Here is a 20,957-nt window from a genome sequence, read left to right as displayed (position 1 = left end):
CATGACCATCAAAGTGCGTGAGTTAACCAAAACCTACAACCCGAACACTGACTTTCCAGTGGATGCTCTCAAGCAGGTGGACTTATCTATCGAGCAAGGAGAGTTTGTTGCAGTGATGGGGCCTTCGGGATCGGGCAAGACAACCTTGCTCAACATGTTAGGGGGATTGGATACGCCAACAGAAGGGGAAGTAAAGATAGATGATCTCGTCATTACCCGTTTGAGTGAGAAAGAGAAGATTCAATTTCGCCGTGATCAAGTGGGATTCATCTTTCAGGACTACAGCTTACTGCCTGTACTGACTGCACTGGAGAACGTCGAGTTCATTATGCAGCTGCAAGGGGCGACAGAGTCAGAGAGTAGAGATCGTGCCAGCAAGTTACTACAGAGAGTGGGTTTGGGCAGTCATTTGCACAAGAGACCCTCTCAGTTATCTGGCGGGCAACAACAGAGAGTCGCAGTGGCAAGGGCATTGGCACCTAATCCTAAATTCGTAATGGCAGATGAGCCCACAGCCAACCTTGATGCGAAAAGCACCGCCGATCTATTGGATATCATGCAGCAACTCAATGAATCTGAGGGCACCACCTTTATCTTCTCAACGCACGATCCAAGGGTGATCTCGCGAGCCGCTAGGGTGATAGTGATTGATGACGGCGCGGTTACTGAAGATAAATTAAACCCCGATTATCGACCCCATTTGAGTCCAGTGGCTGAGTGAGCAAAGCCATGCGTGCCTTCGTCGCCTCCTTACTCTTGGTACCACTGGTTTTGCAGGCGCAAATTCCAGGGCTAGAACCAGAGAAAGACTGGGAGTTGTCCGGTTATGTCAACTATATGATGACAGGCACACTTGTTGATGGTGGGGAGGACCTCTTTGATAACCAAGTTCATAATCGGTTGGATTTTGAGTATCGTTTTAGTAGTCAATTACGCTTTAATGCTAGCGTTCGAAATCGTTTGTTTTGGGGAGACTCAGCGCAAAGTGAGTTATATCGTGAAGTCATTGGGTTTGATCCAGGCTATCTAGACCTCACGTTTAATTGGGGCGAAGGTAGCGACTTTTTCGCCAACACACAATTTGATCGGCTTTATTTTGATTGGCATAGCGACAATTATCAGGGGAGAGTGGGGCGGTTTCGTATCAATTGGGGTATGAATACCATCTGGAATCCCAACGATATCTTTAATTCCTACTCTATTTACGATGTGGACTATCCCGAACGACCCGGTACAGATGCACTCTATTTCACAAGAAAACTAGGCTATGCCAGTGAGCTCAACCTCGCATTTAGTCCCTCAGAAGATAGTGAGTTACACAGCTACTCTGCACGCTATCTATTTAATGTGTCGAACTGGGATGCCCAGGTCATTATTGGAAAGTCTAACCTTGATTTTGTCATAGGCGCAGGGCTTGCTACTGATTTTGCGGGTGCTTCGCTGAAGGCAGAAAGTACCCTATTTAGCCCCACTAAGGATGAATGGCAAACAGCGGATGGCAATGTGCAGTCGTTAACGACATCGGTGGTTTCTAGCGTGGAGCTTGGATATAACTTCTCAGGTGCCAGAAACTGGATGAGCACGGTGGCGCTGTTACATATCACTGAGCCTCAAGACGTGCAAAACGCTATCGTCTTTCTTAACCTACCCTTAACGGCACGAACGCTGAGCTATACCGAATTCACTGCTTATGCAGACCTAGGGTTTGATATTACGCCGCTGAACCGCATTGTGTTCTCGGGTTCTTACTACGATGACGACTCTTTTTATATTGGTGTTTCTAGTACCGCTTCGCTATCGAATGATTGGCAACTAGTGGTAGTAGCGCAACGTTTTGATGGCGCCAGTGACAGCTTATTTGGCCAAACACCGAATACCCTGATCTTTGCTAATCTTGGGTGGAACTTTTAACTTGCATTTAGTGTGTCTACCCTTTAGGGTCGTCACCCTTGAAACAGCGCTACTTACCTAATCCATATAAGGAATCTCCCTTGAGCGACAATAAATTTTCTAAGTTACCTTTATCTCAGTCATTGCTTGATAATTTGACGTCGATGGAGTATTCCGAGATGACGCCTATACAGGCGCAAAGCTTACCGTTGATGCTAAATGGCAAAGACGTCATTGGTCAGGGCAAAACCGGATCAGGTAAAACAGCAGCGTTTGGTCTAAGCCTTTTAACTAACCTTAATGTGAAGCGATTTCGCGTACAGTCATTGGTATTGTGCCCAACTCGTGAGTTGGCTGACCAAGTAGCAAAAGAGATCCGCAAGCTGGCACGTACGATTCACAACATTAAGGTGCTCACCTTGTGTGGTGGTATGCCTATGGGGCCGCAAATTGGTTCTCTGGAGCACGGTGCACACATTTTGGTAGGTACACCTGGTCGTATTCTTGATCACTTGGAAAGAGGTCGTATCAATCTAGCAGAGCTGAATACACTAGTGCTAGATGAAGCTGACAGAATGTTAGACATGGGCTTTCAGGATGCTTTAGATGCGATTGTGGCTGAAGCGCCGAAACAACGCCAAACCTTGCTATTTAGTGCCACATTCCCTGAAAAAATTCAGCAGGTTGCGGCTCGCATTATGCAAGACCCACAACTGGTGAAGGTTGAGTCTACTCATGAGCAAAGCACTATTTCTCAACATTTCTACAAAGTAGGTGATGACAAGCAGCGTATGCAAGCATTGGAGACATTGTTGCTGACACACCAACCTGAATCTGCGGTGATCTTCTGTAATACCAAGCGAGAAGTTCAAGAAGTCGCAGATGAGCTTCATTACAAAGGCTTTAGCGTTATTGACCTGCACGGTGACCTAGAGCAACGTGAGCGCAACCAGACACTCGTTCAGTTCTCAAATAAGAGTATCTCGATTCTTGTTGCCACTGATGTTGCAGCACGTGGACTCGATGTTGAAAACCTAGATGCGGTTATTAACTATCAGCTATCTCGCGATCCAGAGGTGCACGTGCACCGTATCGGTCGTACTGGCCGTGCAGGCAGTAAAGGTGTAGCGTGCAGTCTGTTCAACGACAAAGAACATCACCGCGTTGCCATGATCGATGAATACATGGACATTGCCATCGAACCAGAAGCGCTTCCACAGACTTCGAACAACAAACCGCTTCAGCCAACCATGGTGACCATAGAAATCTCTGGTGGTAAGAAGCAAAAAGTGAGAGCAGGGGACATTCTTGGTGCCTTAACGGGTCAAAATGGCATTGACGGTAAAATGGTAGGTAAAATCAACCTGTTTGATATGCGTGCTTACGTAGCTGTCGATAAGTCATTGGCTAAGGTTGCACACAAGAAGATCGAAAACGGCAAAATGAAAGGACGTAAGTTTAGAGCTCGCATTCTTTCTTAATCGTTACATTTAGCCCCATTGGTTTGCATTGAACTTATGGGGCTTTTTACTATCCCTTATATCTCTTCTGTTAGCATTTTATAACCTTCTAGATTTTATCTTCTCCTAATTTATCCTCACTTAGTACGAGTAATTTTTGTTTTCACCAATAACTTACCGTATATTTAATGCGTATTAAGTACCTATTGGTTGAATGGCTACTTTAATCAGTTATCTTGGAATTTAATTCAGTGCAAGATAGTTAAAGGAATGCTTTTGTAGATAAGTTATACGACTGCCTGATGATTAATCAATTGCTTGTTTTTTTATCGAATATCGTACTAAAAATAGTAAAGGTATGATTTTATTCATATTCTATTACTTATTTTTATAATGAATGTCGTCCTGTAAACTGTATTTTCATAGACTTTTAATATAAATTATTTATCGTTTTATTCATGGGATCTATAGAAAGGTTATTCAAATGGTACACCGTTGCAGGAATTGTGATACTCAACTGCCATACTTCAGGGAAAGAAGAAGTCTTTTAGAGAGATTACTCTTAAAAAGAAAAAAGCGAAAATACATATGCTCTGAATGCGGCCAGACGAACTTTATCTCATAGTCGTTTGTTTGTTGAAGCAATACACTTCTCACCTCTTACTATTCGGACTCAATAGGTAGTAGGAGGTGAGGAGTTGTGCGCAACTCTCTTTCCGAAAAAGCCAACTCTCACCGTGGGTTGTCTGTCAGTTTCTTCGTTATAGTAATTAAAGCAATCACTAGATCTCCGATAGGAGCGCTCGGAGATGACAGGGTCGAACTCGTCATGCTCGAAGTGTTTTATCGAGCACTTGACCGTGCTGCCTGCCTTGTAAAGTAATCGCCAGATCTCCGATAGGAGCGCTCGGAGATGACAGAGTCGAAATCGTCATGCTCGAAGTGTTTTATCGAGCATCTGCTTTGCTGTCTACCTCATAACGTAATCACTAGATCTCCGATAGGAGCGCTCGGAGATGACAGCGTCGAACTCGTCATGCTCGAGGTGTTTTATCGAGCATTTGGCCGTGTTGTCTGCCTTGTAAAGAATTTACCAGATCTCCGATAGGAGCGCTCGGAGATGACAGAGTCGAACTCGTCATGCTCGAGGTGTTTTATCGAGCATCTGGCCGTGCTGTCCGTCTCGTAAAGTCATCACCAGATCTCCGATAGGAGCACTCGGAGATGACAGGGCCAGATTCGTCATGCCCGAAGTTTTTTATCGGGCATCTGTTCCGTGTATGACTCTGCGTAGATGATCAACGCAGGGGCTAGGTGTATGGAACCAATGATATAACCCCAGAGAATAACAGATACAAATCAAAATCATTTCTGTCTATTTATTAAACAGGTTATTTTAGAAGAGTCCAAGGCCTTCCCTTGGAGCAGCTACAATGGCTGATAGATTTCCACAGGACAAAATAAGCATGGATGTTTTTTCTAGGAGCACCTATGTCTACACATAATAACTTGACGACCAATATTGAAACCAATGCGATGCATGCCTACACAAAGGCAAGTGCTGCTGTTGCAGTGCGCTCAGAGCAAAATCAATCTCTGAAGCTAATGCCATATAGAAAGACTCATACCTATTGCCAAGGGTTATTTGATCGCAACGGAAAAGTGTATAAGTTCTTATCTACAAAAGGGAGCAGACATGCTCCAGCGGAAGTGACGGTAAAGTGTGTGTTGAATAATACGCCCTTTAACTTGCCTGAAGGTGAGGTCGCGCAGCTGAGAAGCTTGTTGAATCAGTAAATATATTGGGTATGGAATTCACTATATTGGTGAATCCATACCTCATTGTTACCGCTATCTTTCTGAATACCTAATTTAACGAATCAAGTATGGGAACAGCTTCGCTTTTTCTTCAGCAGTCAAACCTTCCACTCTCGCAATGTTGTTGTCTGGAATCGCTTCAGGATCAGGATAGTGCTTCAAAACCCTTTCCATAGATTCTTCACGGATCAAGTGGATAGTGGGGTAAGGCGAACGGTTGGTGAGGTTTTCCGCATCTTCTGGCTCTGTGCCACCGAAACAGTAATCAGGATGAAAACTGGCTACTTGATAGATCCCTTCATAGTCTTCTTGTTTCAACAAAGCATCTACCCAATCTAAGAAGAAGTTATAATCCATAAAGTCTTCAAGCATTGCCGGCGAAACCACCAATGTGGTCTCAAGCTCTTTGGGCTCTTTGCTGTCTAACTCTCGTAATTCCAACAGGATAAACTCTAGTAGCGCCTCTTCGGATGTCGCTTCTGTTACCGCTATCTTTATTTGTTTATTCTTATTTGGCTTATGAGCAAAAGGGCACAAGTTCAGGCCTATGACCACTTGCTCAAGCCAATCCTGAGTTGCTTTCTCAACCTGCTGTATATTCATACTCATATTATTTAGTGTTGAATCCCTGTTTCTGCAGAAAGTCATGCATAAATGGACGTGCTTCCTTGCTGAGTGTCTGGGTGATTTGAGTTGACCATGAAACCGCTTTTTTGTTGTCTGTACGCGTCGCGTAATAGTCTTGAATGTGAGCATCATACTGCGCCAATTCATCCAAGTTTATTGGCTGGTATTGCTCCTGATGCACAACGATAGACTTAGGCAAGCGAGGCTTGATTTCTGGGTTTTGATTTGGATAGCCTAAACAAAGTCCAAACAGAGGGATGACATGCTTTGGAAGGGCTAGAAGCTCCGTTACTTTTTGTGGATTATTTCGCAGGCCACCAATGTAAACCCCGCCAAGGCCAACAGATTCTGCGGCTGTTAAGCAGTTTTGCGCCATCATTGCCGCGTCGATCGAACCAATCAGTGTTTGTTCGGTAAACCCTAACTGGGCTTCAGGGTGAATTTGCTGGTGGCGATTGTAATCTGCGCAAAATACTAGAAATTCCGCACAGCTTTCCACATAGGGTTGCCCCCCAGCATATTCAGCGAGTTTGGCTCTGTTTTCAGCAGTTGAGACACGCACTACGGATACGCACTGAATGAAACTAGAACTGGACGCGGCTAGGCCACAGTCAAGAATAGTGTCGAGAAGGCTAGAGTCTATTGGTTGCTCGGTAAAAGAGCGGATTGAACGGTGGCTGAGTAGGGTGTTGATGGTGCTATTCATCTTGCTTTCCATGCGAAATCATTGGATTTCAGGGTAGCAATAATGAGTAACAGAGAAAAGTAACTTATTGAGGAGTTGGTATAGGAGCGCAATGGATAAAAAGAAGCCCCACACAGCTAAGCTGGTGGGGCAAATTTTAAAACGCAGCAATCCCGCTACAAACACATTCCCTAATACTATCCTTGCTCTGGCTAAGTCCGTTAACCCAATCCTTTTGCATCGTCGTCCTGACGGTGTCCTTGAACTCAACGTCCAGTGTTGAATCTTTCGCCTCTCCTGAGGCTCTACTTCCGTGTTGATTACTTCCTAGTAATCGAATCTTCGTCCTGAAGATACCCAGTCCTTTAGGTTTTCCTTTCCTGCCAACTCCCTGTCGACAAGAAACATATTACTGTACTGGTGATTCTTATCAACGGTGTACGAGATTATACGATAAAAAACAGGTGAACGATCATTAATCAAAACAATTTATTTCTATTAAATACAATGGGTTATATTGTTAGGTGGGAAGGCGTCTATATCAAAAAACACTTTATTCCCACACTGCTGTGAGAGATCTCTTACAGAGCGTAGAGACAATAGGGAACATCTCTATTTTTACGGTAAATTGATTGATAATGCAGGCTTTATTACTTACAACTTGTATCCATATCTTTTCTATATGGTTACACTATTTTCTATAGAACTTCCCTTTAATGATCACTCAAAGGAATGAGAAAACCCATGCATCCACATCAATATCTAGACTCGTTGAACAAAGAGTATTTGGCCGTTCACCGCCAAAAAGAGGATCTATTCTGGGAAACCTATATGGGCATCTCAAACGATCAAGCGGGTTCGGCTCAAGCTGAAACCCATTGGAACCAATTTTTAAGCAATGCCGATAGACTCTCTGAAATAGAACTGCAGTTGGTAAAGCTTCAATCGACCCCATCAAATGATGAGTCTGATGCGGTTAAGGCTGGACTTGAGGGGTGGCTTGCTACGTTCAAAGCGCATGCTTTGCCTACTCGTGAAGCGCGAGAGTTGAAGGCTGACTTAATTCAATTTGAGTCTGAGCTATTTGAAAAGAAACAGCAGCACACTCAAATCTTTGTTGATGCACAGGGCATTAAGCAAGAAGGGTCACTTCCTGTGCTTGCCGCCAATATCCGTACTAGCGATAACGAGTCGGTTAGACAGTCATCGCATCAGGCTATGCTAGATCTTGAGCAATGGTTACTCGTGAATGGACTTTTAGATCTAGTTAAACTGCGCAATCAATTCGCTCGCTCACTGGGATATGACAATTTCTTTGACTATTCGATTGTGAAAACAGAGCAAATGACCACAACAGAATTGTTCACCATACTGGATGATTTTGAACAGCGAACTCGTGAGAGTAACTTGAACAGTCTTAGGCAGCTGGCAAGTGATAAAGGTGAGCAAGCCCTTAAAGGGCACAATTTTGTGTTCTCTTTTTCGGGTGACGCAATGCGCGATCTTGACCCGTATGTACCATTTTCACAATCGTTACGCCGATGGATTGAGTCGTTTGGTCGATTGAATATCAACTATTCGAATGCGGAGCTGACCCTAGATTTACTCGATCGCAAAGGCAAGTACCCTAATGGGTTTTGCCATGGACCTATCCCATCGTTTTACGACAACTCACAATGGGTGCCCGCTAAGGTTAACTTCACCAGCAACGCTAAACCCGATCAGGTAGGCAGTGGCTACGATGGCATTAACACCTTGTTCCATGAGGGAGGACACGCCGCACACTTTGCCAACGTGAAGATGAATGCTCCATGCTTTTCTCAAGAATTTGCTCCGACATCAATGGCTTATGCTGAAACACAGTCGATGTTTTGTGACAGTCTTTTAGAAGATAGTGACTGGCTAAAGCTCTATGCGTTGGACGAAAATGGCGTGGCCATTCCCGATTCAGTGATAAAAGCGATGATAGAGAGTAAACAGCCTTTCAAAGCCTATACTGAGCGCAGCATTCTAGTGGTACCGTACTTTGAGCGAGCCTTGTACCAATTAGCGGATGAAGAACTCACGCCTGAAAACATCACTCGATTAGCGCGTGAGATGGAGAAAAGCATCCTAGGTCTCGAATGTAGCCCAAGACCGCTAATGGCAATACCTCACTTACTATCAGATGAATCAGCCTGTGCCTATCAAGGCTACCTGTTGGCCCACATGGCGGTCTATCAAACCAGAGCCTACTTCACGAAAAAGTTTGGGTACCTAACGGATAATCCAGAGATAGGGCCTTTGCTAGAAGAGCACTACTGGCATCAAGGCAATGCGGTCAATCACAACCAAACCATCATTCAGCTCACGGGCGAAGGGTTTAATGCAAAATATCTTGCTGATGAATGTAATTTGACGTCTGAACAGGCATGGCAGATAGAGCAGGATAAAATCTCTGCGCTTGCAAGCAGGCCTCGAGCTTGCGTTCACTCTCTCAATGCAAAAATCAGCATTGTCGATGGGGATAAAGAGCTCGCGAACAACGAGTTAAGTGACGAGCAAATGTGCCACGATTTCGAGCAGTATATTGTTGAACACTATGGACGTTAATTAGGCTACCTCTTGATGGTAAGGCTAAAAATTGGACATTGCTATTTTCCAGTTTAAAAGCAGGGTCATTCTGGAATCTGGGTTAGTCGCTATGCCGGCCCAGCAGACTCTTAGCGTGCACATGGTTAGCTTTAGCACTCCCTAAGATCCTAGATAACAGCGATGCTGTTTCTAGGATGACAGCCTGAGGGGGGTGAAGTTTGTCGGTTGTCTCTCGTTCACAATCCGAGCTCAAGGGCGCTAGGGCTTTATCGCGACCTCTATGAGCCGAGTTAATACTTCTGTTTACCTTATACTTAAAGCTAACGGGTAAACAGGAGCCTAGCATGATTCAAGATTGCAGAGTAAATGGACGGTTATCCCTTTTAATGGTGACTGCTATCGCTTGGGCCGTGATGGCTTTTGAGGTAGTAGCTAGCGAAAAGCGAACACTTAGTTGTAAATTAGATGCTACTCCAGATTACTTCATCTACTACCCAAGCCAACTAGTATTCGAAAGTCAGGACTTTGCAATACTGCACAATTTCCAGGGTAGGGTAAGCACTCATATTGAACTGGCAACAGGGAAAATGATTCGCACAACGTTTATCGGCCAGCCTTTTGACGCTCATACACAAACACTACAGGGAGAGTGTTTTGAGGCTAGACAGGTCATCAAGAGCTGGCCTGAAAGTGAGCAGTAGACCTCCAATAGTAGAAAATAAACAAGGCCAGACTCGTTTCAGCGAATCTGGCCTTTTTACCTTTAGATGAGTTTACGCTGATGCTAAAACTTGCTCGTCGCGTTTTTTCAAGAATGCATAGCTAAATCCGGTAACGGCGGTACCCGCGGCAATCGCAACCAAGTACATCAGTACAGGAGAGATGGCATTTGGAATCAGCAGTACAAACAATCCACCGTGTGGTGCTAACAACTCTGCACCGAACAGCATAGAAAGCGCACCCGTTAAAGCGCCGCCAGCCATACAAGAAGGGATCACGCGCATTGGGTCTTTGGCGGCAAATGGAATTGCGCCTTCAGAAATAAAGCACAAGCCTAATACGAATGATGCCTTGCCTGCTTCACGCGCACTGGCTTCAAATTTGCTCTTGGCTAAAAAGGTTGCCAGTCCCATACCGAGTGCCGGTACCATACCCGCCGCCATGATAGCAGCCATAGGCGCATATTGTTGTGAAGCGAGTAGGCCAACACCAAAGGCATAGGCTGCTTTGTTTACCGGGCCGCCTAGGTCAAAGCACATCATTGCGCCTAGCAGAATACCTAGCATAACGGCGTTACCCGCACCCATGGTATTTAGGAAGTTCTCAAGGCCGCTCATCGTCGCTGCTACTGGGCTACCCACCACATAGATCATGACTAGGCCAGTGAAAAGAGTGGCAACAAATGGAATGATCAGGATTGGCTTGAGTGCCTCCATTGATTGCGGCAGTGACAGTTTATCGGCAATAAACTTGGCACTGTAACCTGCGATAAAACCTGCCGCGATACCCCCAAGGAAACCGGCACCCAGCGTGCTGGCTAGCATACCTCCAACAAGACCAGGAGCCAGTCCAGGGCGATCGGCAATTGAGAAGGCAATATAGCCAGCAAGAACAGGGATCATCAGTGCAAATGCAGAGCCGCCACCGATACTCATTAAGGCTGCCGCTAATGTACCTTCTTGCTTAAACGCCTCGATACCAAATACGAAACTCAGCGCTATGATAAGACCGCCTGCTACCACTACAGGTAACATGTGCGATACGCCAGTCATAAGGTGCTGATAGACGCCTTTGCTTTCTGTAGAGACCTCGGCAGAAGCGCCCCCTGTAGCTTGATAAGGCGTTGCTTCTAAGAAGGCTTTTTCTATTTCTTGCTTGGTTTTCTTAAGGGCTGGCCCTGTCTTGGTACGGTAAAGCAGCTTACCGTTAAAGCGATCCAGTGGCACATCAATGTCCGCCGCTATGATAACAAGATCCGCTTGTTCAATATCTTGCTCTGTAAGCTGGTTTTTGGCACCAACAGAACCTCGGGTTTCAACCTTGATTTGGTGGCCCTGACGAACAGCTTCGTCTTCGAGGGCTTCAGCGGCCATAAAGGTATGTGCGACACCGGTAGGACAGGCGGTGATCGCGACAATCTTCTTACTATCAGAAGACTCAGTACTGCTAGTGGATACGGCGTCACTGGTTAGTGTTACGGCATGTTGTTGAGCGTTCTCGATAAATGCGCTGGCATTTTTAACCGCATCTTTGATGCTACCTTGATAGACTTTTTTGTTCACAAGGCGTGATGTATCGATCGCAGTGTCTGAAGCGATGATGACAATTTCAGCGTCATCGATGTCTTGCTTGCTAAGGACATAGCCTTCAATGACGTTGGATTGGCATTCAATTTTTGCATCAAGGTTAAGCGCTTTAGCCGCTTTTTCTAAAAGGCCTGCAGCAATGATGCTGTTCGCGACACCACTTGGGCAGGCTGTGATAATTGCAATGTTCATAGGGCAGTCCTTTATTTTGATATTATTGTTTGTTGTACATTGACCTGACTAATGGCCTGTTCAAGCAGTGTTTGGCTTGGGATACCGACTCCGATTTGCGATACCGCTAAGGCAGATAAGGCGGTAGCAAAGCGCAGTAGCGCTTCTTTTTCCATATCTTGCATATGGCCCCAGCACAGACCTGCGACTAAGGTATCGCCGGCGCCAACGGTGCTAACGACTTCCATTTTTGGTGGCTTTGAGAATAACCACTGACCTTGGTTAAGCCACATCACGCCTTGTGCGCCCATCGACACAACTATGTTTTCGATGCCTCTATTAGCCAGCTCAAGGGCGGCTTGTTGACACTCGTTTGCGTTATTCAATGGCCTTCCAACAAACTCCGCTAGCTCTTCATCGTTGGGCTTGATCAGCCAAGGCTGTGCTTCTAGACCTGCAGACAATGCGGCGCGGCTGCTGTCGAACAGCACCTTCTTGTCCATGGCATGAAGTTTTTTGACCCAAGATGCGCACAGTTCAGGGCTAACACCTTGAGGAAGGCTACCCGCTATCACAAAATAATCGTGGTCTTTAGCAAGCTCAAAGAGGGTTTCTTCAAAGTGCTCAATATCGCCTTGTGTGACTTGTACGCCAGGAAAGTTAATATCACTGACCTTGCCACTATCCTCAACAAGCTTAACGTTGATGCGGGTTGCCCCTTCTACTTGAACGAAAGCATCGCGCGCTTTGATATCATTGAAAAGCTGGCTGAAAAGCTCGGGGTTATCCTTTCCTAGAAAGCCTGTGACGGTGACTTCAGCACCAAGCTCGCTGAGTACCTTTGCTACGTTTACACCCTTACCAGCCGCATGTAACGTGCCTGATTTCACTAAGCTTATAGAGCCCTGATTAAGACTATCTAAGCTTCCCGTGAGATCTAATGCCGGGTTGAGAGTTACGGTTACAACTTTTATGGTCTTCATGCTTGCCTCCTTACCCTTCACCTAGACCAGACTCAATGGCTTTACCTATACCTTCAAGAGCCTGTTTGGCATCACTGCCGTCAGCACTGAACTGCAATTGATGACCGTGTTTTACGCCCATGGCAATTACCTTCATTAGGCTTTTCGCATTAACAGGCTTTGCCTCGCCATCTAGGTTACAAACAGTGATCTTAGATTCAAACTTTTTGGCTTCAGCCACTAACATAGCGCCTGGACGAGCATGCAAACCATGAGCATTTTTGATGGTGAACACAGCGCTATTGTCAGATGATTCTGTGTTCGAAGAAGCTGGCGATTCTTCACCGGTAAACAAAGTAATCAGGCGTTCTGCAGATGCTTGTAATAATTCATTTTGTTTACCTGATGCGACAGTGTCCACAAGGATGTTGAGCATGGATTGATGCACATCGCTGTTGGCAGAAAACGCTACCAAACCTTTAACTAATTCTCCCTCAAACTCACATTGGTTTGATGTGGTAACAAACGACATTGCTGTGCGTTTAGCACCGTTGTCACTTGCCACTAACCATAACCCTTGACCTAGGTGGGTAGGGGACTTGGTTACGAGGTCTGCAACAAATTCGTTTTCAACACATCCGGTATTTTTTAGTAAGCCACCTGCAACTGCTGCCATTTGCAACATATCGCTTGCAGGGAAGTTCAACTGAATTAGAGAGGCATCAAAGTCTGCTTTTAGCTGAACTTCGCCATTAAGCAGGGCAATGATCTGCTGCGCGTTCTCTGCTTGTTTAAGTTTATCTTCAACGCTGTCGGCGGAGAGAACCTTAGTGAGTTGCTTTAGGATACCAAGGTGCTCATCAGATTTAGCCGCAATACCAATGGCTAGGAAAACCGTATTGCCGTCGCCCCAATCAACACCCTCAGGGAAATGATGCACAGCGACACCGGTATTGTGAACCAATGAACGAGTGTCAACAGTGCCATGAGGAATGGCGATGCCATTACCTAAAAATGTAGAGTTCTGTGACTCACGGTTAAGCATCCCTTCCACATAGCCCGCATCGACAAGGTTTTTGCTTGTTAGGGTTTTTGCAATGTCTTGAATCGCTGCCGCTTTATCCGCTGCACTTTGCTGCAACCTAATATCGTTTTCATTTATTGTGAGCATATCCGCCTCAGTGTTATCTAAAATCGCACTCTCTAAGTCGTGCTTTATATTGATGCTAAATCGGTTCAGCAAGTCAGCAAATAAAAATTTCAATCGATTGTACAACCGATGAAATCCTTGGTTGAGCTCTATATATCGATACGAATGTGTCAAAATAGTGATAGTCATCAGCAATTTTGATCATGCTTAACCGTTTCAGCTTTTATAGTTAACCGATTCAGCTTATAGTTCAATAAAAAGAAAGCATTGATCTGGATAACTATGATCAAGTGCACAAATCATTAGGATCATGAATGACTTTAGAAGAGATAGCTAAACTGGCCGGTGTATCAAAAACGACAGCGAGCTATGTGATCAATGGCAAGGCCAAAAAGTATCGCATTAGTGAGAAGACACAACAGAAAGTAATGGCTGTGGTTGATGAGCACAATTTCCGCCCCGATCATGCCGCTTCTTCCTTGAGGGCTGGTAGCAGCCGTTCATTTGGCTTAATAATTCCTGACCTAGAGAACGCCAGTTACGCACGGCTTGCAAAACTATTAGAGCAAAACTCACGACAAGCGGGTTACCAGATCCTCATTGGTTGCTCCGATGATGACCCTAAAACGGAACAGGCCTTGGCGGAAGCGTTAGTAAGTCGCAGGATAGATGCCTTGTTTGTTGCAACATCCATGCCTGATGCCAATGAGTACTATCAATTACTACTGCAAAAAGGTACGCCTGTGATTGCGCTCGATCGTCCGTTAGATGATGAGGTGTTCAGTTGTGTGGTGAGTGAAGACTTTGAGGCTGCCTTGCAACTGACAAAGTCTATCTTAAGCAGTGATGTGAAAAGTGTCGGCTTAATTGGCGCGTTACCTAATTTGCCAGTATCTAGAGATCGTCAATTGGGTTTAGAAGCAGCGATTAAGAATAAAGGTATCGATTTGAGGTTGGCCTATGGTGATCATTTTTCGGCAGATGAAGGACGACGTCTTGTACAAGAGTGGGTCACTCTCGATTGTCTGCCTGATGCGATTGTGTGCACGTCATATACTTTACTTGAGGGCGTATTAGATGTTGTGTTACCGGATGCAGAGCTTGTTCAGCGTATACATATAGGGACCTTTGGTGATAATCGTTTATTGGATTTTATCCCATTAAAAGTGAACACCATGGCGCAACGTTTCGAAGAGATCGCAGATAGTGCGTTAGCACTGGCATTGAATGCGAGTGCTAAACGCTATGAACCTGGAGTGGAGTTTATTGAGAGAGCGTTGAAGGTTCGTGCTAAACGCCTCTAAAGGATAGTTATTAACTCTGACTCGAAAATGCCTTATCTCGCAAGGTATCTAAGATCAATTGTTTGAGCCATTGATGCGGCGCACTGTTTAATGTGCGTTTATGCTCAACCAAGTACACCTTGATATCCATTTTGGGATCTCCTTGGATTTCAAATACAGGATCGAGTCGCTGCTTGAAGTCATCAACACTTCGCAATGTATGCGTAGAAATAAGCAGTTTGTCTGAGTCTTGCATCGCATCTATCAGTGTATTGAGTTGACCACTCTTAAATACGATATCTCGCTTTAACCCTTTTTTTTCTAAGTAATAATCAATAGGGTTGTGAGATCCTGACACTGACCTCAAGTCTAGGGTGAGATCGACAAACTGATATTTGAGACAATCTTGTAGTGTAGTATCACTTTTATTCGACAAAGGGTGACCTGAAATGCCATAGAATACGGCATAGGTACTACCTATTAACTCACAAGGAAACTCTTGGTTATTACCTGGCTGTTCAATATGTATAGAGAAGTCTACAGCACGCTCTTTGAGTAGAGTTGTTGGATCGAGTGCTGCGGGATATTCAACTAGACTGGCGTTGGGTGCAATACGCATAAGCTCTTTGATCAGTGGCACAGACAGCTGGCGACTCATCAAAGGGGGTAGTGAAATGCGAAACGTTTGGTCACAGCTTTGTGGAGAAAACTGAGTACTATCGATGAGCTTACTCACCGATAGCAGTATCTCGCTTAATGGTTCTTGCAGTGTAAGTGCTTTTTCCGTCGGTTGTAGCCCTGCCGATTCTCTATAAAACAGAGGGTCATCGAACACATCCCTTAGTCTTTTAAGCGTGCGACTCATTGCTGGTTGTGAGAGATAAAGAACCTCTGCTGCCCTAGATACGTTCTTTTCTTTTAGCAGAACGCTTAGTGAAACCAGAAGGTTCAGATCGAGTCGAGATAACTGCTGTTCGAGAGATTTCATGTTATACACTCAAGTTATATTAGTTTAAGAGTAAAAACTTTTAGACGAATATTACTATAGATGGAAATCTCACAAAAAGCAGTTTAGATGCAAACTTTTATAGCCAAAATCTTAAATGAATCATGAAGTTAGTTTTTCTTCCAACATAGCACGAATTAGACGCTCTTTGCTTTCGCAGGGTAGGCGGCTGAAAAGTCGTTCTAGAGAATAGATAGGTAGAGTGAGCAGCGTTTGTATATCTTGAGGGTTAGGAGCTTTGATGAAGTACAAGTTTGTTACCTTCTGTTAGTCGTTGCTCCGTCCGTGGTGTTGTTTTAGTCCGTCGATTTATTAATTTTGAAGAGCGGCTCATTGAGCCACTCATTTTATAAATGCTTAAAAGGTGTAGCCGAGTCCAACGAAGTGGACTTGTCCTATGAATTGGCCATTGAGCATTTTTCGATTATCTGGATTATTGTTTTGCGCTATATCCATTTCTCCAAAATCTGCATACTGGTAGTAGATGTCGAGTGTGTTCTTATCCCATGTTTTAGAAAAGCCAATAGAGTATCTGTGCTGCTCTCCAACAGGTAGATCAGGAGACTGAGTAGATGAGTCATCCAATGGCGATGTTTCGTAGGAGTAGCCTGCTTTTAGCTTCCAATTGTTGCGAAGCTTATACTCACCACCGAAACCAAAGTGCCACACATCTTCAAATCCTCGTGGGATTTCATAAGCAGTACCTGAGCCACCATAATTCAAGTCGACAATGGTATTCTGCCATTTACTCCAATCATGCCATTGAATTGAGGTCATTAGTGTCACGTTATTGTTAATTTTGTGACTAGCACTAATATCAACCGTTGCAGGGGTGATTAAGGGAGCGCCATACGTTCCAGTTAGCATTCCTCTATCTGTGTATAGATTTGAAGTACCCGAAAACTCATGCTCGAGCTGAGACCGATAAGATATGCCTAGCTTGGTTTTCTCGGATACATCAAACATTAAACCAAGGTTGTATCCGAAAGCGAAGCTGTCAGATGTCTCTAACTCAATAGCTTTTGTATTTGCGTTGATCAGGGCATAGTCAAGCTGGACACCTGCTGCAATAGAAACATCATCGTTGATTCGATAAGCAACTGACGGATTAAATTGGTAGGTAATTAGTGCGACATCGGTAAGTTGATTTGCTCCCGCCCATTCATAGCCATAGTCCAACGCAGCACCACCTCGGGATGAAAATGCAATACCGTAGGCCCATTGGTCATTTATATGATGATTGCTGAAATAACTGATAACGGGCATGGTTTTGTTAGAATCTGCACCTTCTCGATTTCCAGAATCTTCATACTCCATATCCAAATTCAACACCGTTGCATTGATAGTGTGGCGTTCTTCGTCCATAAAGCTCAGTGTTGCTGGATTGGTCCATATCGCAGCTGCATTACCAGTATAAACGCCATCGCCAGCACCACCGGTGCCCATATTAGCGTAGCTTGCTTCAGCCAGAAAAATACCACTGGCACTGGCGGTAGAAGACGCAACAGCAAGACCTATTGCGATAGAAATATGATTGCAACGAAAACGAGCAAACGACATAGCACCAACCCTGAAATAAGAAACTACTTATAGGTTAATGGGATAGTGATATGTTTAATAATGACAAAAGTTGATTTCAGATATTACTTAAGTGGATTTAGATTCGGTTATAGAGTCTTGAATAAGAGAAATAAACTGGTGATATCGACTAGGTAGTGGTCGATCTTTTTTGGATATTAGGTAAAGCTCATCTTCCACATTTAGATTGGGTTCATGGATATAGAGATCCGGATAGAAAGGGGAGGAAAGCACCGCGCTTAAGGGTAAAACAGTAAAGCCTATGCCTTGTGCTACTGGATATAAGATCTGACTGAGCTGGTTAATATAGGTGACACGTTTTAGCTCGCGAATTGAAATGTCAGCTAACTCTTTATTTCCACACTCTTCTAAATATTTAGCTAGATACTGCTGACCATCTGGATGATCAACTAATCCAAGCTGTTCTAAAACCTCACTAGTGAGCTTGGTGTTTGCTTGCTTTTTAGGCAATACCAAACACAGTGACTCTGTACCAATTTTAGTGACCTCAAATTCGGCTTGATTTGGGATTTGCGTGACTAAACCGAACAGCGAGTGTCCTTGTTGAACGTACTCACAAATGCGTTTGTTGGGGGCCGCCTCAAATTTTACCTTTAGGCTTTGATGCTCTGACTGCAAAGCAATAAATTTAGGAAATAGCCATTGAGCCAGCGCACCAGAGCAGGCGAGTTTGATGCTACCGCTATAGGGATCATCCGTTTGTAGGGTATTGAGCAGGTTCTGTTGCTGCTCCATGAGATCGCAGGCGTACTTGTAAACGATATGGCCTTGCTCTGTAAGTTCAAAACTTTTGCCTTTTTTGATTAGCAATGGAGTATGGCAGGCTTGCTCTAGTTTTTGTATATGTTGAGTGACTCCAGGTTGAGTCATGAAAAGGGCTTCCGCGGTGCGGGTGAAATGGTTGACTTCAACTAAGGTTTTGAAGGTTTTAAGCCAGGTAGGATTCAACATACTTTTATAAATATTCGTTATAGAGTTATTTATAAATCATAATTTTACATGCAGTTAATGCAAGTTAAACTTAGTGCTAGATAGGAAATTTAAAAGGAAATTTGAATGAAAGCGCTCACATACAACGCAAGTCGCGACCAATTTATTCTCAAGCAGCTCTCTATGCCTCAGATAGAGACGGGTTGGGATGTTGTGGTTAAGGTCGATGCTGTTGCGCTTAACCCTGTTGATTCCAAGGTACATCGATGGAAGGGCATGGTTGAGGAGATGGACGATAATTTTGTGGGTGGCCTAGATGTAGCCGGAGAGATAATCGAAGTTGGAGATAAAGTCATTGAGTGGAGTGTCGGTGACAGAGTGCTCTATCACGGCAATATGCGTCGTACTCAAGGCGGGTTTGCTGAATATGCCGTGCAAGACTCTCGGACTTTAATTGAGCATCCAAATACTGATTCTGCAGTCGCTGCAGCAACGCCTTGTGCAGGCTGGACAGCATGGTGCGCGTTGGTAGATAAACTGGATATTGCTAAACGAGATTCTATTTTCATCGCTGGTGGTTCAGGCGGTGTAGGGAGTTTCGCGATCCAACTGGCGAAACATTATAAAGTGCCAACGATTATCACTACCTGCTCAGCCAAGAATCATAAATTCGTAGAAGAATTAGGTGCTACCCATTGCATTGACTACCTTGAGTCAGACGTCGTCGCTAAGGTAGATGAAATCATGCAAGGCAAAGGCGTTGAAGTTGCCCTTGATTGTGTGGGTGGAGACAATGATATCTTGTGCAGCAAAGTCTTAGGCTACCAAGGTCAAATGGTAGAACTTGTTCAGGTTGTTCGTCCAGAAGCGTACGACAATGCCTTCCTTCGAGGGTTGAGTTTTCATCAACTTAGTTTGGGTTCTGGACATGTAAATCATCGCCGTGGTCGCAATGCGATTGTTAGCGCAGGTAATGCGTTTAACCTGCTTTTAGAGCAAGGTGAAATTACGATACCTCAACTGCAAATCATCTCTCTAGATGAAGCAGGCGATGCACTAACAAAAATCAGAGAACAGAGAACAGTAGGGAAGGTTGTGGTTACCTTTTAAGTTATCGAAGATGCCCGATAAGAGACTTCGGGCATGACGTAATGATGGCTTTGACACGAGCGTAGTGAGACGACTGATAACTGATAGCTTACAGCCTTCAGCGGTCAGTTTTTGGTCCGATGGACCCAGGACCTAGGTTCTTCCATATTTGTCATTCTGGAAGTTGCATAGCAACTATCTAGATGTATGGACTCCCTCTCCTTGAGGAGCTACGGTCTTAATCCGACTAAAGATTAGCCAAAGGAGCCCATACATGACTAAGCCTAATCTATTAGCTATTGATTTAGCAAAGAATGTATTCCAAGTTTGCAAACTCTGCCCTAACGGAAAAGTCATTTACAACCGCGAAGTCAGTCGAGCAAAACTCAAAGAAATTCTGATAAATGAAAAACAAGCCCTCGTGGCTATGGAAGCCTGTGGCAGTGCACACTACTGGGCTCGATTCGCAATTAGCGCAGGCCACATTGTAAAAGTCATCAACGCCAGAGCCGTAAAAGCATTTCAAACCAAGCAAAAGACAGATAGGAATGATGCTTTAGCCATTGGTGTTGCAGCACAGCAAGAGCACATCCATGGTACTCATATTCACTCAACTGAGGAGCAGGCACTTCAATCGTTAGAGCGTATGCGACACTTGGCTAAGGTTCAACTAGTCGCACAAAGTAACCAGATGCGAGGAGTATTAGCTGAGTTCGGAGTTATTCTACCGCAAGGCCTATCTAAGTTAAGAAAGGAAATCCCTTTCATCCTAGAAGATGCTGATAACTCTTTACCTGATAGTTTTAGAACGGCGCTACACAGGTCATGGTCACATTTATTGTGCCAAATTGAACACTTGCAAGAACTAGATAGGCAGCTCGAATCTTTGGTTAAGTCGCATCATATTTGCAAAAAGCTGATGAAGCTAGAAGGGGTCGGTCCGTTAGGGGCGCTAGGGTTAGCGTTACGATTAGGGCGAGGTGAAAACTTTTCTAATGGCCGAGAAGCATCCGCTAATATAGGGCTAACACCTAAACAGAACAGTTCCGGCGGGAAAGAGCGTATTGGACATATATCTAAGTACAGTGCGGATAAGCGACTTCGTTCAATTTTATTTCAAGGAGCGCTTTCCGTTATCACTCATGTATTAAACCGTCCAGCGACAACAAACAAAGAGCAGTGGTTACAAGCGCTAGTCGAACGGCGAGGAAAAAAGATCGCTGCAATTGCTTTAGCGAACAAAACCGTTCGAACCGCTTATGCTTTATTAAAGAATGATTCGGACTATCAGCCAATTAAATTGTCATGATAGACCGAGCATAGTCAACGAAGAGCGATGTAAGACAGGTAAGACCGACCAGTATGAGCTAGATAAGATTCGAGGCAGTAGACTTGCCGATATCGAGA

Annotated in this window: 17 protein-coding genes; 9 read left to right on the top strand and 8 right to left on the bottom strand. The window is 44.5% G+C overall.

Annotation, left to right across the window (positions count from 1 at the left end; all coding sequences use genetic code 11):
* The first annotated feature begins 1 nt into the window (after position 1).
* From A6E01_RS16910 to A6E01_RS16895, 4 genes are all read left to right on the top strand, one after another.
* Entirely contained in the window at positions 2–721 is a 720-nt protein-coding gene (locus A6E01_RS16910; protein ID WP_065210787.1) for an ABC transporter ATP-binding protein, read from the top strand.
* 8 nt (positions 722–729) lie between these two features.
* Complete coding sequence (locus A6E01_RS16905; protein WP_065210786.1) at positions 730–1,911, top strand: hypothetical protein; 1,182 nt, start codon at positions 730–732, stop codon at positions 1,909–1,911.
* An 80-nt stretch (positions 1,912–1,991) separates the two neighbouring features.
* Entirely contained in the window at positions 1,992–3,371 is a 1,380-nt protein-coding gene (gene dbpA, locus A6E01_RS16900; protein ID WP_026012875.1) for an ATP-dependent RNA helicase DbpA, read from the top strand.
* Between the two features lie 1,470 nt (positions 3,372–4,841).
* Positions 4,842–5,147 carry a hypothetical protein gene (locus A6E01_RS16895; protein ID WP_017028690.1) on the top strand — a complete coding sequence of 102 codons (306 nt, stop codon included), beginning with the start codon at positions 4,842–4,844 and terminating at the stop codon, positions 5,145–5,147.
* Positions 5,148–5,222: 75 nt separating this feature from the next.
* Here the strand turns inward: A6E01_RS16895 and A6E01_RS16890 are convergent, their stop codons facing one another.
* Together A6E01_RS16890 and nfsA are read right to left on the bottom strand one after the other, a co-directional pair.
* A complete protein-coding gene (locus tag A6E01_RS16890; protein WP_082961396.1) occupies positions 5,223–5,777 on the bottom strand; it encodes a DUF1415 domain-containing protein in 555 nt (184 codons plus the stop codon).
* 1 nt (position 5,778) lies between these two features.
* The gene (nfsA, locus tag A6E01_RS16885; protein ID WP_065210785.1) at positions 5,779–6,501 is read right to left on the bottom strand and encodes an oxygen-insensitive NADPH nitroreductase; all 723 of its coding nucleotides are present in this window, start codon (positions 6,499–6,501) and stop codon (positions 5,779–5,781) included.
* Positions 6,502–7,224: 723 nt separating this feature from the next.
* On the opposite strand from nfsA, the gene A6E01_RS16880 reads away from it, so the two are divergent.
* Both A6E01_RS16880 and A6E01_RS16875 read left to right on the top strand, forming a co-directional pair.
* Positions 7,225–9,072 carry a M3 family metallopeptidase gene (locus A6E01_RS16880; protein WP_065210784.1) on the top strand — a complete coding sequence of 616 codons (1,848 nt, stop codon included), beginning with the start codon at positions 7,225–7,227 and terminating at the stop codon, positions 9,070–9,072.
* Positions 9,073–9,398: 326 nt separating this feature from the next.
* Complete coding sequence (locus A6E01_RS16875) at positions 9,399–9,755, top strand: hypothetical protein (protein ID WP_065210783.1); 357 nt, start codon at positions 9,399–9,401, stop codon at positions 9,753–9,755.
* Positions 9,756–9,827: 72 nt separating this feature from the next.
* Here the strand turns inward: A6E01_RS16875 and fruA are convergent, their stop codons facing one another.
* Genes fruA through fruB form a run of 3 tightly spaced genes read right to left on the bottom strand, consistent with a single transcriptional unit; the run spans position 9,828 to position 13,664 of the window.
* Entirely contained in the window at positions 9,828–11,552 is a 1,725-nt protein-coding gene (gene fruA, locus A6E01_RS16870) for a PTS fructose transporter subunit IIBC (protein WP_065210782.1), read from the bottom strand.
* 11 nt (positions 11,553–11,563) lie between these two features.
* Positions 11,564–12,514, bottom strand: a complete 951-nt coding sequence (gene pfkB, locus A6E01_RS16865) for a 1-phosphofructokinase (RefSeq protein ID WP_065210781.1) — start codon at positions 12,512–12,514, stop codon at positions 11,564–11,566.
* Between the two features lie 10 nt (positions 12,515–12,524).
* Positions 12,525–13,664 (bottom strand): fused PTS fructose transporter subunit IIA/HPr protein, encoded by a 1,140-nt coding sequence (fruB, locus tag A6E01_RS16860; protein ID WP_065211027.1) that lies wholly within the window; start codon positions 13,662–13,664, stop codon positions 12,525–12,527.
* A 293-nt stretch (positions 13,665–13,957) separates the two neighbouring features.
* Between fruB and cra the strand changes: the two genes are divergently transcribed.
* The gene (gene cra / locus A6E01_RS16855) at positions 13,958–14,947 is read left to right on the top strand and encodes a catabolite repressor/activator (RefSeq protein WP_065210780.1); all 990 of its coding nucleotides are present in this window, start codon (positions 13,958–13,960) and stop codon (positions 14,945–14,947) included.
* 10 nt (positions 14,948–14,957) lie between these two features.
* Here cra and A6E01_RS16850 read toward each other — a convergent pair whose 3' ends face one another.
* From A6E01_RS16850 to A6E01_RS16840, 3 genes are all read right to left on the bottom strand, one after another.
* Entirely contained in the window at positions 14,958–15,914 is a 957-nt protein-coding gene (locus A6E01_RS16850) for a LysR family transcriptional regulator (RefSeq protein ID WP_065210779.1), read from the bottom strand.
* Positions 15,915–16,289: 375 nt separating this feature from the next.
* Complete coding sequence (locus A6E01_RS16845) at positions 16,290–17,492, bottom strand: OmpP1/FadL family transporter (RefSeq protein WP_065210778.1); 1,203 nt, start codon at positions 17,490–17,492, stop codon at positions 16,290–16,292.
* A gap of 87 nt (positions 17,493–17,579) precedes the next feature.
* Positions 17,580–18,482, bottom strand: a complete 903-nt coding sequence (locus A6E01_RS16840) for a LysR family transcriptional regulator (protein WP_065210777.1) — start codon at positions 18,480–18,482, stop codon at positions 17,580–17,582.
* A gap of 105 nt (positions 18,483–18,587) precedes the next feature.
* Here A6E01_RS16840 and A6E01_RS16835 point away from each other — a divergent pair, with 105 nt between their 5' ends.
* Positions 18,588–19,571: a zinc-binding dehydrogenase gene (locus A6E01_RS16835; RefSeq protein WP_065210776.1), complete on the top strand. Its 984-nt coding sequence runs from the start codon at positions 18,588–18,590 to the stop codon at positions 19,569–19,571.
* 253 nt (positions 19,572–19,824) lie between these two features.
* A complete protein-coding gene (locus tag A6E01_RS16830) occupies positions 19,825–20,859 on the top strand; it encodes an IS110 family RNA-guided transposase (protein WP_065210145.1) in 1,035 nt (344 codons plus the stop codon).
* Positions 20,860–20,957: the final 98 nt, after the last annotated feature.

The organism is Vibrio breoganii (assembly GCF_001677275.1).
In the GTDB taxonomy this organism is placed as follows: domain Bacteria; phylum Pseudomonadota; class Gammaproteobacteria; order Enterobacterales; family Vibrionaceae; genus Vibrio; species Vibrio breoganii.
The sequence above is the reverse complement of the archived record's forward strand: the minus strand, read 5'-3'. Positions and strand labels throughout refer to the sequence as shown.